This is a genomic window from Pseudomonas syringae group sp. 243L2 (assembly GCF_032587875.1).
GTDB lineage: Bacteria > Pseudomonadota > Gammaproteobacteria > Pseudomonadales > Pseudomonadaceae > Aquipseudomonas > Aquipseudomonas amygdali.
Genome location: NZ_JAWHPL010000031.1, coordinates 65676 through 79009, shown reverse-complemented (window position 1 = coordinate 79009; position 13334 = coordinate 65676). Strand labels below are relative to the sequence as shown.

Below are 13334 nucleotides of genomic sequence, written 5' to 3'. Positions count from 1 at the left end.
CGCAATCCAGACTGCGGGGGGTGCCTATCATAACGGCAAACGGCCAAAGCCCATATCACGCAAAGTGCGCTGTTTATTCCCAAAAAGAATAAACACTGTTTTTTCCACTGCGGCCTCGTCCTGCACAGAGAGTTAGGTGCCCATGCTGGCGGTAAATGGCTAAACTCAACCCCTTGTGCCGATACAGCCAGGCAGCCGATGCCTGATATCGACGGACTGATACGTGTTGCCGGAGAACGAGCGTGCTGACCAAGCTGGGTATAAAAGGCCGTGTGCTGTTACTGACTATTTTGCCTGCCAGCCTGATGGCCGCAATGCTTGGTGGTTATTTCACCTGGATGCAGTTGAGCGAACTGCAAAGCCAGTTGCTGCAACGAGGCGAAATGATCGCCCAGGATCTGGCACCATTGGCCGCCAACGCACTGGGGCGCAAGGACAAGGTCCTGCTGAGCCGCATCGCCACCCAGACCCTGGAGCAGACCGACGTGCGCGCCGTGTCGTTTCTCGACGTCGATCGCACGCCACTGGCCCACGCCGGACCGACGATGATCAGCCCTTCGCCCATTGGCAGCGGCTCGCAGTTGCTCAATTCGACCGGCACCGACGCCACGCGTTATTTGCTCCCGGTGTTCGGCAATCAACGCCACCTGACCAGCCCGATCATTCCGGCCGAAGCCGACACCCTGCTGGGCTGGGTCGAACTTGAAATATCCCATAACGGCACGCTGTTGCGCGGCTATCGAAGCCTGTTTGCCAGCCTGCTGCTGATCCTGGCCGGGCTGGCCTGCACCGCGACTCTTGCAGTACGCATGAGCCGCACCATCAACGGGCCGATGAGCCAGATCAAGCAGGCGGTATCACAGCTAAAGGACGGCAACCTCGAAACCCGCCTGCCGCCGCTGGGCAGTCGGGAACTGGACGAACTGGCGTCAGGCATCAATCGCATGGCGGCGACCTTGCAGAACGCGCAGGAAGAGCTGCAACTGAGCATCGATCAGGCGACCGAGGATGTACGGCAGAACCTGGAAACCATCGAAATCCAGAACATCGAGCTGGACCTGGCTCGCAAGGAAGCCCTTGAAGCGAGCCGGATCAAGTCCGAATTCCTGGCCAACATGAGCCACGAAATCCGCACACCGCTCAATGGCATTCTGGGTTTCACCCATTTGCTGCAAAAAAGCGAGCTGACGCCGCGTCAGTTCGACTACCTGGGCACCATCGAGAAGTCGGCCGACAACCTGTTGAGCATCATCAACGAGATTCTCGACTTTTCGAAGATCGAGGCTGGCAAGCTGGTGCTCGACAACATCCCGTTCAACCTGCGCGATCTGCTGCAGGACACCTTGACCATCCTCGCCCCGGCGGCGCATGCCAAACAGCTGGAACTGGTCAGTCTGGTGTACCGCGATACACCACTGGCGCTGTCCGGCGACCCGTTGCGCCTGCGGCAGATTCTGACCAACCTGGTCAGCAACGCGATCAAGTTCACCCGCGAAGGCACCATCGTCGCCCGCGCTATGCTTGAAGACGAAACCGAAGAGCACGCGCAACTGCGCATCAGCGTGCAGGACACCGGCATCGGCCTGTCCAGTCAGGATGTGCGGGCGCTGTTCCAGGCGTTCAGCCAGGCCGACAATTCGCTCTCGCGCCAGCCGGGCGGCACGGGTCTGGGCCTGGTGATTTCCAAGCGCCTGATCGAACAGATGGGCGGCGAAATCGGTGTCGACAGCACGCCGGGCGAAGGTTCGGAGTTCTGGATCAGCCTGAAACTGCCCAAGGCCCGCGAAGACAAGGAAGAATCGTTCAACATCCCGCTGGAAGGGCTGCGCGCAGCAGTGCTTGAACACCATGACCTGGCGCGGCAGGCGCTGGAGCATCAGCTGGAAGACTGCGGTCTGCAAACCATCGTGTTCAACAACCTGGAAAACCTGCTCAACGGGGTGACGGCGGCGCACGAGACCCCGTCGGCCATCGATCTGGCGGTGCTCGGCGTGACGGCGCTGGAAATTTCCCCGGAACGGTTGCGCCAGCACATCTGGGATCTGGAAAACCTCAACTGCAAGGTCATGGTGCTATGTCCGACCACCGAGCACGCGCTGTTCCAGTTGGCGGTCCACGATGTCTACACGCAATTGCAGGCCAAGCCCGCCTGTACCCGCAAACTGCAAAAAGCGCTGTCCGAACTGATCGCGCCGCGGGCGATCCGCGCCGATATTGGTCCGCCGTTGTCTAGCCGCGCGCCGCGGGTGCTGTGCGTGGATGACAACCCGGCCAACCTGCTGCTGGTGCAGACCCTGCTCGAAGACATGGGCGCAGAAGTCGTGGCCGTCGAGGGCGGCTATGCAGCGGTCAATGCGGTGCAGCAGGAAGCGTTCGATCTGGTGTTGATGGACGTGCAGATGCCCGGTATGGACGGGCGTCAGGCCACCGAGGCGATTCGTGCCTGGGAAGCTGAACGCAACCAGAGCTCACTGCCGATCGTGGCACTTACCGCCCACGCGATGGCCAATGAAAAACGCTCGCTGCTGCAAAGTGGCATGGATGACTACCTGACCAAACCGATCAGCGAGCGGCAGCTGGCACAGGTGGTCCTCAAGTGGACGGGGCTGGCACTGCGCAACCCTGCGCCAGAACGCCAGAACGAAGCACCTGAAGGGCACGTCGGGCCGCTGGTGCTCGATCATGAAGAAGGGCTGCGCCTGGCTGCGGGCAAAGCGGATCTCGCCGCCGACATGCTGGCCATGCTGCTGGCCTCGCTGGCCGCCGACCGCGAGGCCATCCGTGCGGCGCGGGCCAACCAGGATGTACAGGCGCTGATCGAACGCATTCACCGTCTGCACGGCGCAACGCGCTACTGCGGCGTCCCACAGCTGCGCACCGCCTGTCAACGCGCCGAGACCCTGCTCAAGCAGAACGCCGCGCACACCGAAGAAGCTCTGGACGATTTGGACAAAGCCATCATTCGCCTGGAATCCGAGGCGCGGGTGACAGCGTAATGGTAACGCTCGCTCCTCACACTTCAGCGCAGCAATGCCGGTGCGGGTGCCCGGCGTCCGATCCTGAAGGCGTAGAGCATGATAGGATGCGCGCAATTTTGGAGGACCCATGGTCGAACACGATTTTCGCTACAGCATGCTCAACCCGCAGCACACCTTGACCGAATGCCGCACTTTGGCGCCCGGTCGCTATCAGGTCACCGGTAACGGCGGCTCGATTCACGACAACGACCAGTTGCTGGTGACGATCAAAGGCAGCAAAAGCCTGCACATGCGCCTGACCGTCGAGAAAGTCCGGCACCTGATCAACCCGCCGGGCCAATGGATTGCAGTGGCCAAAGGTCCGGTGTTCGACGAGTTGGCGATTCATCAGTGGAAAGTGAATTGCGACAGCTGCGCCGCTGAACTGAATTTCGAGTTCATGGTAGAGAGCAAGCTGGGCGTCAAGGCGCAGAAACCTGCCGCCATCGCGCGCATCGCGGAGCTGGGCTGGAAAACCGAAGGCGAGAAGCACCTCTGCAAGAAGTGCCAGGAGAAAGCGGCATGAAACAGTTTGCGCTCCTGAGCCTGATCGGCGGCGCGCTGCTGGCCGGTTGTACCGCTGACCCGCTGTCGATCCAGCAGGATCACAGTTATGTAACGGAGTGGATCGGCGAACGTCCGCTAATCGACAACAGCCGCCTTACCATGACCCTGGGCGCCGATGGCCGCGCATATGGCAATGCAGGCTGCAACCACTGGTTCGCGCCGTATACGCTGAACGACCACAGCATCAGCTTCGGCCCGGTGGGCAAAACCCGCAAGATGTGCGCCCCCGCGCTGATGGAGCAGGAACAACGCTTCATCAAAGCCATCAGCAGCGTGCAGCGCTGGGACATCTCGCCCATCGAGCAACTGCGCCTGTGGCCAACCCAAGGCAAGCCGCTGCGCTTCTGGCTGGAAGATAGCTGATCCGAAGCTCCGCGTAACTTGCGACGCAGAGCGTCTAGAACTGCATTCCCACGCTGGAGCGTAGGGAACGATCACTATCCTGCGACGCCCCGCGCAACGCCTGGATCACAGCCGACTGCTCGCGCATTTCACTATCGTGCGACGCTCCGCGTCGCATGCCGTTCTGGACGCTCCGCGTCCTCTTGCGACGCAGAGCGTCGCGACCTGCATTCCCACGCTGGAGCGTAGGGAACGATAATCCCGACTATCGTGCGATGTTCTGCGCAACGCCTGGATCACAGCCGACTGCTCGCGCATTTCACTATCGCACTATCGTGCGACGCTCCGCGTCGCATGCCGTTCTGGACGCTCCGCGTCCTCTTTCGACGCAGAGCGTCGCGACCTGCATTCCCACGCTGGAGCGCAGGGAACGATAATCCCGACTATCGTGCGATGTTCTGCGCAACGCCTGGATCACAGCCGACTGCTCGCGCGTTTCACTATCGCATGCGTCGCTCCGCGTCGCATGCCGTTCTGGACGCTCCGCGTCCTCGTTACGGCGCAGAGCGTCGCGACCTGCATTCCCACGCTGGAGCGCAGGGAACGATAATCCCGACTATCGTGCGATGTTCTGCGCAACGCCTGGATAACAGCCGACTGCTCGCGCGTTTCACTATCGTGCGGCGCTCCGCGTCGCATGCCGTTCTGGACGCTCCGCGTCCTCTTGCGACGCAGAGCGTCGCGACCTGCATTCCCACGCTGGAGCGTAGGGAACGATAATCCCGACTATCGTGCGATATTCTGCGCAACGCCTGGATCACAGCCGACTGCTCGCGCATTTCACTATCGTGCGACGCTCCGCGTCGCATGCCGTTCTGGACGCTCCGCGTCCTCTTGCGACGCAGAGCGTCGCGACCTGCATTCCCACGCTGGAGCGTAGGGAACGATAATCCCGACTATCGTGCGATGTTCTGCGCAACGCCCGGATCACAGCCGACTGCTCGCGCATTGCACTATCGTGCGGCGCAGAGCGTCTGCGACCTGCATTCCCACGCTGGAGCGTAGGGAACGATAATCCCGACTATCGTGCGATGTTCTGCGCAACGCCTGGATAACAGCCGACTGCTCGCGCATTTCACTATCGTGCGACGCTCCGCGTCGCATGCCGTTCTGGACGCTCCGCGTCCTCGTTGCGGCGCAGAGCGTCGAAAATCGATCCGATCACCCCTCGCCGCGCAATGCCTTGAGCTTCTGGATAACGGTCGCGGCTGACTGCTCACCGAGCAGTTGCTCGCGCATCTTGCCCTTGTCGTCGATGATGTAGGTCACCGGCAGCGCTTCGGAGGGCGGCAGGCTGTACTGCTCGGCTGGGTCCTGAGCCAGCACGGTGAATTTGATACCCAGTGCATTGGCAGCGTTTTTCAGCTCGTCGCCCTGCAGATTGTCAAAGTTGACACCCAGCACCGTGACCTTCTTGTCCTTGAGCTGTTCGGACAATGCGTTGAATTCCGGCACCTCGGTACGGCACGGACCACACCATTCGGCCCAGTAGTTCACCACCAGCCAATGCCCCTTGATTCGCTCGCTGGCCACCTTCTGGCCGTTCTGGTCATTGCCCAGGTCCACGCCACATCCGCTGAGCAGCAAGCTGCCGAAAAGTATCACTGCTGCTGTTAATCGCCTTGCCATTTGTTTCCTTCCTCGCCCCGTTCAACCTGCAATCACTTATATCCAGGCTACGACTATTGACCATTCGATATGTCGGACAGTGCCATCGCTGGTTAGAATACGCCACCCCACACAAGATGCGACGTGCAAATGACCGATCTGACGCTGTATCACAACCCGCGCTGCAGCAAATCCCGCGGCGCGCTGGAACTGCTTCAGGCCCGCGGCCTGACGCCCGATATCGTCCTGTACCTGGAAACCCCGCCCGACGCAGAGCGTTTGCGCGATCTGCTCGGCAAGCTGGGCATCACTGCCCGGCAACTGCTGCGTACCGGCGAAGATGATTACAAGCAACTCAACCTGGCCGACCCGAGCCTGAGCGACGAGCAACTGATCGCCGCCATGGCCGCGCACCCCAAACTGATCGAGCGGCCAATTCTGGTCGCAGGCGACAAGGCTGTGATTGGCCGCCCACCCGAGAACATCCTGGAGCTGCTGCCGTGAGCACACCTTACATTCTGGTCCTCTATTACAGCCGCAACGGTTCCACCAGCGAAATGGCCCGGCAGATTGCCCGCGGTATCGAGCTGGGCGGCATGGAAGCTCGGCTGCGCACCGTTCCTGCCGTTTCCGCCGACTGCGAAGCGACCGCCCCTGAGATCCCGGAAAACGGCGCGCTGTACGCGACCCTCGACGACCTGAAAAACTGCTCAGGCCTGGCGCTGGGCAGCCCGACGCGCTTCGGCAACATGGCCGCCCCGCTGAAATACTTTCTCGACGGTACCAGCAACCTTTGGCTGACCGGCGCACTGGTCGGCAAACCCGCAGGCGTCTTCACTTCCACTGCCAGCCTGCACGGCGGCCAGGAAACCACGCTGATGTCGATGCTGCTGCCGTTGCTGCACCACGGCATGCTGATCATGGGTCTGCCCTACAGCGAATCGGCGCTGCTGGAAACCGCAGGGGGTGGCACGCCTTATGGTGCCAGTCATCACGCCGGTGCCGATGGCAAGCGCGCGCTGGACCGCCATGAGACTGACCTGTGCCGTGCACTGGGCCAGCGCCTGGCCAAAACCGCGTTGCAGCTGGACACAGCACGCAGCTGAATCGGCAGGGCGTGGTCTGACGCTTTCAGTTAAATCGCAAACTTGCAGCGCAAGGGTCGGTCTGAACCCTTGACCTGCCTGTTGAATTTCTTTGGAGAACCGATGCAAGACTACAAATGGCTGAACGAGTATTGCCTGAATCGATTCGGCTCCGCCAAAGCACTGGAAGCCCACCTGCCGACCCCGAAGACACCGAAACAACTGCAAGCCATCAGCGCCGACCGCTATCTGTCGACCATGGCCCTGCGCGTGTTTCGCGCAGGCCTGAAACACAGCCTGGTGGACTCTAAATGGCCGGCGTTCGAGGAAGTCTTCTTCCGCTTCGACCCGGAAAAAGTCGTGCTGATGGGGGCTGATCACCTGGAGCGGCTGATGCAGGATGCGCGCATCATCCGTCACCTGGGCAAACTCAAGAGCGTGCCGCGCAATGCGCAACTGATTCTGGACATCGAACAGGAACACGGCAGTTTCGGCAAATTCGTCGCCGAGTGGCCGGTCGATAACATCACTGGCTTGTGGCAGTACATTGCCAAACACGGCAACCAGATGGGCGGACTGTCAGCGCCACGCTTTCTGCGCATGATCGGCAAGGACACGTTCATTCCGACCTGGGACGTGGTGGCCGCGCTGAACGCGCAGGATATTGTTGACCGCGTGCCTACCAGCAAACGCGATCAGGCAATTGTGCAGGACGTGTTCAACCAATGGCACGCAGAAAGCGGTCGGCCGATGTGCCAGCTGTCAGCCATGCTGGCGTTCACCGTCAACCACTGAGCACCCTCAGATATTCACCACATTGACGAACCGCGACGCAGCGGTTTCGTCGATGCGCAGGTTGCTGAAGTCGAACAGGTTGCGGTCAGCCAGTTGCGAGGGCTGTACGTTCTGCAGGGCGCGGAAGATGCTTTCCGTGCGACCCGGTGTCTTGCGCTCCCAGTCGATCAACATGTCCTTGACCACCTGACGTTGCAGGTTCTCCTGAGAGCCGCAGAGGTTGCACGGGATGATCGGAAACTGTTTAAGGTCCGAATAGGCCTGAATGTCCTTTTCATGGCAATACGCCAATGGACGAATCACCACGTTACGGCCATCGTCGGCACGCAGCTTGGGTGGCATGGCCTTGAGCGAGCCGTTGAAAAACATGTTGAGGAAGAACGTCTCGACGATATCGTCTCGATGATGCCCCAGTGCCATCTTGGTAGCACCTATTTCATCAGCGAAGGTATACAGCGTGCCACGACGCAGCCGTGAACACAGCGAACAGGTCGTCTTGCCTTCAGGAATCAATTCCTTGACCACTGAATAGGTGTCTTTCTCGACGATGTGGTACTCGATACCCAGCTCTTTCAGATACGCAGGCAGCACGTGCTCGGGGAAGCCAGGCTGCTTCTGGTCCATGTTGACGGCCACGATGTCGAATTTGATTGGCGCGACTTTCTGCAAGTGCATCAGCACATCGAGCATGGTGTAACTGTCCTTGCCGCCGGACAGGCAGACCATGACCTTGTCACCCTCTTCGATCATGTTGAAGTCGGCAACGGCCTCGCCGGCCAGCCGACGCAGACGTTTCTGCAGTTTGTTCTGATTGACTGAAAGGGTGCCCATTTATGGAAATATCCGCTGACGGTAGCTTGAGAAAAGCCGGGCATTTTACCTATAACCGACCTTTGGTTAAATATGCTGCGCGCGTGCTGTTCAGACTGGCAATCGCCCTTGATCAAAAACGACCACCGGGCGGCCGGCATTTTCAGAGCGTAGTCACATTGCGGCATACTTGGCGCACTGGAGAATCCTAAAGCATGCCCGACCAACTCAATTCACGCGTTGAAACCTGTTACCAACAAGCCGAAACCTTCTTCAAGCGCACCTTTAAACGCCCAGTGGTCAGTTTCCAGTTGCGCGGCCAGAAGGCAGGTGTCGCTCACCTGCACGAAAACCTGCTGCGCTTCAATCCGCAGCTCTACAAGGAAAACGCCGAAGACTTCCTGCGCCAGACCGTGCCGCACGAAGTCGCGCACCTGATTGCCCACCAGCTGTTTGGCGGCAGCATCCAGCCACATGGCGAAGAATGGCAACTGATCATGCGCGGCGTCTATGAACTGCCACCCAACCGCTGCCACACCTACGCCGTCAAGCGACGCAGCGTGATCCGTTACATCTACCGCTGCCCTTGCCCGGACAGCGACTTTCCGTTCACTGCCCAGCGCCACAGCATGGTTCGCAAGGGTCGGCGCTACCTGTGCCGCCGCTGCCGCGAGCCGTTGGTGTTCAGCGGCGAGACGCGCACGGAATAACTCCCCAGACAAACGACAGGCATAAAAAAACCCATCCGAAGATGGGTTTTTTATGGCCTGACGGTTAATCAGACGGTTTTGGTGGTGTTCACCGCACCGGCTGGAGTCGGGCCTTCGGCAACGCCGAGGTCGTCTTCAGGACGGGTTTCCAAAATGGCAGAGCCACCGGAAGTCAGCTCGGACTGCAGCTTGTCGGTGTCCAGCTCGCCGACCCACTTGGCAACCACAACGGTTGCAACCGCGTTACCTATCAGGTTGGTCAGGGCGCGGGCTTCGGACATGAAGCGGTCGATACCCAGAATCAGCGCCAGACCGGCAACCGGCAGGTGGCCGACAGCCGACAGGGTTGCAGCCAGAACGATGAAGCCGCTACCGGTTACGCCAGCCGCACCCTTGGAGGACAGCAGCAACACCAGCAACAAAGTGATCTGGTGGGTGATGTCCATATGGGTGTTGGTCGCCTGAGCGATGAACACGGCAGCCATGGTCAGGTAGATCGACGTACCGTCGAGGTTGAACGAGTAACCCGTCGGGATAACCAGACCCACGACAGATTTTTTGGCGCCCAGACGCTCCATCTTGATCAGCATGCGTGGCAGGGCCGATTCCGACGAGGAAGTACCCAGTACGATCAACAGCTCTTCACGGATGTAGCGAACCAGCTTGAAGATGCTGAAACCGTGAGCGCGGCAGATGGCACCCAGCACCAGCACCACGAACAGCGCGCAGGTGATGTAGAAGCAGATCATCAACTGACCCAACTGCACCAGCGAGCTTACGCCGTAGGCACCGATGGTGAAGGCCATGGCACCAAACGCACCGATGGGTGCAAGCTTCATGATCATGTTGATGATGTTGAACATCACGTGGGCGAAGCGATCGATGAAGTCCAGAACCGGCTTGCCGTACGAACCCAGACGATGCAGGGCGAAGCCGAAGATCACCGAGAACATCAGGACTTGCAGGATATCGCCGTTGGCAAACGCGCCGACGATGGTGTTCGGAATCACGTTGAGGATGAAGCCGACAATGCTCTGATCCTGACCGGCAGTCACATAAGCCGCGATCTTGGAAGCGTCGAGCGTGCTGACGTCGATGTTCATGCCGGCACCCGGCTGAACCACGTTGACGACGATCAGACCGATCAACAGAGCGATGGTCGAAACGATCTCGAAGTACAGCAGCGCATAACCGCCGGTCTTGCCGACCGACTTCATGTTCTGCATGCCGGCGATGCCGCTGACGACGGTACAGAAGATGATCGGCGCGATAACCATCTTGATCAGTTTGATAAACCCGTCACCCAGCGGCTTTAGAGCCTTGCCGGTGTCCGGGTAGAAGTGACCGATCAGGATACCGATGACAATCGCAACGATTACCTGAAAATAGAGGGATTTGTAGATGGGCTGACGAGTCGTCATTGCAGTTTTCCTCAAGGGCGTCGTCGGCATCTTCACCTGATGCACGCGAGCCTATAAAGCGCTAACCCTCCTGCACTGGAGGGATTTGTTTTGTCGAGCTGCACAAGGCAGGCCTCTGCCATGTAGATAGCAATAGGCGTGCCATAGAATCAAATAGCCATCAAAACCCCGCATTACAAGGCGCAGACGGGTAACGGTAGACGCAATCCGAAAAAGACGTGGCGGTTTTCCGCCGTATGGTGGGAAAAATAGGCACACAGTGGCGGGTATCCGCCGTCTTTCTGTGGTGACAGGAGTGCTCGGTGACGCGCAGAGGTGTGACGCAGAGCGTCACGCACGGCATTCCCACGCTGGAGCGTGAGGAACGACAGGTGTGATAACACTATCGTGCCAATGCTCCGCGTTGGCATGCCGTTCTGGACGCTCTTGAAACTGGACGAACACACCCTCACTGCGCCAGGAAATGAATCCTGAACGCCGCGCCGCCCAGCGGGGAATCGCCCAGGGTCAGTTGTGCGCCGTAGCTTTCGATGATGTCCTTGACCACCGCCAGACCAATGCCTTGCCCAGGGTTCTGGCGGTCCAGGCGTTCGCCACGCTCGAGAATGCGCGCGCGCTGGCTCTGCGGAACGCCGGGACCGTCGTCTTCGACGCACAGTTCATCGCCGTCCGCTGAGCGGGTAAAGCTCACGCGTACTTCGCTCAGGCATAGCCGATAGGCGTTTTCCAGCAGGTTGCCGAGCATTTCCAGCAACGCGCCCTCTTCCATGTGCACCTGACAATGCTCCGGCAGGTCCAGCGTGGCCTTGACCTGTTTGTCGCGATACACCTTGTCGAGTGTGTTGCACAGGCTTTCGACCACAGGCCGCAGCATGACGTGATGGCGCACCAGACCGCTCTTGCGCAGGCTGGCCCGTTGCAGTTGATAGCCGATCTGTTGGCTCATGCGCTCGATCTGCGATTGCAGCACCCACGCCTGCTCGACATCCTCGGGACGCTTGGCGATGTTTTCGCTGACCCCCTGCAAGACCGCCAGCGGTGTTTTCAGGCTGTGGGCCAGGTCATCCAGCGAATCGCGGTAACGAATCCGCTGTTCACGTTCGCTGCGCAGCAGGCGGTTGAGCGAGTCGGTCAGACGCAGCAGTTCGCTGGGATGCTCCTCGCTCAGACTGTCGCGCACGCCGGCTTCCACCTGATCCAGTTCCTGGCTCAAGCCGCGCAAGGCACGCAACCCCCAGGTCAGGCCCATCCACAGCAACCCGAGCAGCACCGCCAGTGCTGCGCCAAAGCCCAGATAGAGCTTGCGGCGCAAACCGTCGATGGTTTCCTGATAGCCACGCAAGGGCTGCACGGCGACGATACTGAACGCGGCATTGCGCCCGCCGAGCAGCCGGATCTCGACGTCATAGACGAAATACTCATCGCCATTGATTTCCTTGATCTTGGTGAACTCGCTGCCCTGCCCGTCATACTGCGGGCGGTAGTCGATGTTCTCGCCTTCGGTGGACAGTGAGCGCCAGACCATCTGTCCCTGGCGGTTATAGATGTAGCCCAGCAGACGACTGCCCGGCAGGTTGAACTGTTCGCCCGGCAGTACGGACGGCATCAATAGATGACCGTCTTCGACGCGCGCCGCTGAAATCATGGTGGTCACGTCGGAAGCCAGGCGTTGCTCTATCGCCCCGCGCAGCGCCAGGCTGAACGCCCCCTGCAAAGCAGGCAGCATCAGCAGCATGAAGATCACCGCCAGAGTGGCGGCACCCAGCATCAGGCGCAGGCGAAGCGAACGAATCACGTACAGCGCTCATTGAACAGGTAGCCCATGCCGCGCACGGTTTCGATAGGTTTGAACGCCACGTTGCTGTCCAGCTTGCGCCGCAGGCGGCCGACCAGCACTTCGATCACGTTTGGGTCGCGCTCGTCGTCATCAGGATACAGCTGCTCCATCAGGCGCTCTTTGGGCACCACTTGCTGGTGATGGAGCATCAGGTATTCAAGGATGCGGTATTCGTAGGCGGTCAGCGCCAGCGGTTGTTCAGCCAGCGCGGCGTGCTTGCGATTGAGGTCCAGCAGCAGCGGGCCAGCCGTGATGGTGGACTGAATGAAGCCGCTGGAACGCCGCAACAAGGCGTTGAGCCGCGCTTCCAGTTCTTCGAACTGGAAGGGTTTGACCACGTAGTCGTCAGCGCCGGCCGCCAGCCCTTCGACCTTGTCCTGCCAATTGCCGCGCGCGGTCAGGATCAGAATCGGAAACGCCTTGCCCACGGTGCGCAACTGCCGAATCAGGTCCAGCCCACCGATGCCCGGCAAGCCCAGATCAATCACGGCCAGGTCGTGATTGAATTGCGTGACCTGATACAACGCCTCTTCAGCGTTGGCCACCGCTTCCACCACATGTCCCGCTTCGGTCAGACGGGTTCGCAAGTGATGGCGCAGCAGCGCTTCATCCTCAACTACCAACAACTTCATGCAGCTCTCCCAGGCACAATCGCAGCCTCAAGACAAAGAATGAAACGACATCGTCGCATCAGTACTCAACAGGCGGGCGCTGACGGGCACGTGTTGTGTCACATCATAGCTGCCCAGCAGGATTTCGCGGCTGACAGGCACACCATTGTGAGTCCCTGTCAGGGTGCCGTAAACCGGCGGTGAATAAAGTGTGCCCACAGAAACATTGGTATGTGCCTGTTCCCCGAGCGCATGCCCCCAGCTGTTGGCGTCATCAAGCCTTTCGCTGGTCTTGCCGAACTCGATACGAGCCACGTCAAGCCGACCATCGCCCGCCTGCGCTGCGGCGCTGCCACCCAGAAAAGCCAAGGCCAGGAAAAACTTGTTGAGATTCAACATATCGACTCCTTTTGCGCTCGGGGACGCTGTCAAGGTACGGCCCAACAGTAATCGCGCCGGGCTGAACCCCGA

General features: G+C 59.9%; 13 protein-coding genes. 7 read left to right on the top strand and 6 right to left on the bottom strand.

From position 1 onward, the window contains the following. Window positions 1-242: 242 nt before the first annotated feature. The 3 genes from RYB66_RS20340 (at window position 243) to RYB66_RS20330 (ending at window position 3947) form a co-directional block, all read left to right on the top strand. Window positions 243-2996: a response regulator gene (locus RYB66_RS20340; RefSeq protein ID WP_316895294.1), complete on the top strand. Its 2754-nt coding sequence runs from the start codon at window positions 243-245 to the stop codon at window positions 2994-2996. 109 nt (window positions 2997-3105) lie between these two features. Then, on the top strand, window positions 3106-3543 hold the full coding sequence (locus tag RYB66_RS20335) for a hypothetical protein (protein WP_002554619.1): 438 nt from the start codon (window positions 3106-3108) through the stop codon (window positions 3541-3543). Then, a complete protein-coding gene (locus RYB66_RS20330; RefSeq protein WP_316895292.1) occupies window positions 3540-3947 on the top strand; it encodes an META domain-containing protein in 408 nt (135 codons plus the stop codon). Before RYB66_RS20335 ends, RYB66_RS20330 begins: the two co-directional genes overlap by 4 nt. A 1200-nt stretch (window positions 3948-5147) precedes the next feature. Here the strand turns inward: RYB66_RS20330 and RYB66_RS20325 are convergent. After that, entirely contained in the window at window positions 5148-5615 is a 468-nt protein-coding gene (locus RYB66_RS20325) for a TlpA disulfide reductase family protein (RefSeq protein ID WP_011169249.1), read from the bottom strand. Window positions 5616-5744: 129 nt separating this feature from the next. Between RYB66_RS20325 and arsC the strand changes: the two genes are divergently transcribed. The 3 genes from arsC to RYB66_RS20310 all read left to right on the top strand — a co-directional run bounded on the left by arsC (window position 5745) and on the right by RYB66_RS20310 (window position 7474). Beyond that, window positions 5745-6098 (top strand): arsenate reductase (glutaredoxin), encoded by a 354-nt coding sequence (gene arsC / locus RYB66_RS20320; RefSeq protein WP_002554622.1) that lies wholly within the window; start codon window positions 5745-5747, stop codon window positions 6096-6098. Further along, window positions 6095-6700 carry an NAD(P)H:quinone oxidoreductase gene (gene wrbA / locus RYB66_RS20315; protein ID WP_005744747.1) on the top strand — a complete coding sequence of 202 codons (606 nt, stop codon included), beginning with the start codon at window positions 6095-6097 and terminating at the stop codon, window positions 6698-6700. Before arsC ends, wrbA begins: the two co-directional genes overlap by 4 nt. A 102-nt stretch (window positions 6701-6802) precedes the next feature. Next, complete coding sequence (locus tag RYB66_RS20310; protein ID WP_316895289.1) at window positions 6803-7474, top strand: DNA-3-methyladenine glycosylase I; 672 nt, start codon at window positions 6803-6805, stop codon at window positions 7472-7474. A 6-nt stretch (window positions 7475-7480) separates the two neighbouring features. Here the strand turns inward: RYB66_RS20310 and ttcA are convergent, their stop codons facing one another. Further along, window positions 7481-8305: a tRNA 2-thiocytidine(32) synthetase TtcA gene (gene ttcA / locus RYB66_RS20305; protein WP_002554625.1), complete on the bottom strand. Its 825-nt coding sequence runs from the start codon at window positions 8303-8305 to the stop codon at window positions 7481-7483. A 194-nt stretch (window positions 8306-8499) separates the two neighbouring features. Here ttcA and RYB66_RS20300 point away from each other — a divergent pair, with 194 nt between their 5' ends. After that, entirely contained in the window at window positions 8500-8994 is a 495-nt protein-coding gene (locus RYB66_RS20300) for a SprT family zinc-dependent metalloprotease (RefSeq protein WP_002554626.1), read from the top strand. A gap of 68 nt (window positions 8995-9062) precedes the next feature. Here the strand turns inward: RYB66_RS20300 and RYB66_RS20295 are convergent, their stop codons facing one another. From RYB66_RS20295 to RYB66_RS20280, 4 genes are all read right to left on the bottom strand, one after another. Next, window positions 9063-10415 (bottom strand): dicarboxylate/amino acid:cation symporter, encoded by a 1353-nt coding sequence (locus RYB66_RS20295; protein ID WP_316895287.1) that lies wholly within the window; start codon window positions 10413-10415, stop codon window positions 9063-9065. A gap of 448 nt (window positions 10416-10863) precedes the next feature. Continuing rightward, the gene (locus tag RYB66_RS20290; protein ID WP_004665996.1) at window positions 10864-12210 is read right to left on the bottom strand and encodes an ATP-binding protein; all 1347 of its coding nucleotides are present in this window, start codon (window positions 12208-12210) and stop codon (window positions 10864-10866) included. Further along, on the bottom strand, window positions 12207-12884 hold the full coding sequence (locus RYB66_RS20285) for a response regulator (protein WP_002554629.1): 678 nt from the start codon (window positions 12882-12884) through the stop codon (window positions 12207-12209). Before RYB66_RS20285 ends, RYB66_RS20290 begins: the two co-directional genes overlap by 4 nt. A gap of 27 nt (window positions 12885-12911) precedes the next feature. Further along, the gene (locus RYB66_RS20280) at window positions 12912-13262 is read right to left on the bottom strand and encodes a hypothetical protein (RefSeq protein ID WP_002554630.1); all 351 of its coding nucleotides are present in this window, start codon (window positions 13260-13262) and stop codon (window positions 12912-12914) included. Window positions 13263-13334 lie beyond the last annotated feature (72 nt).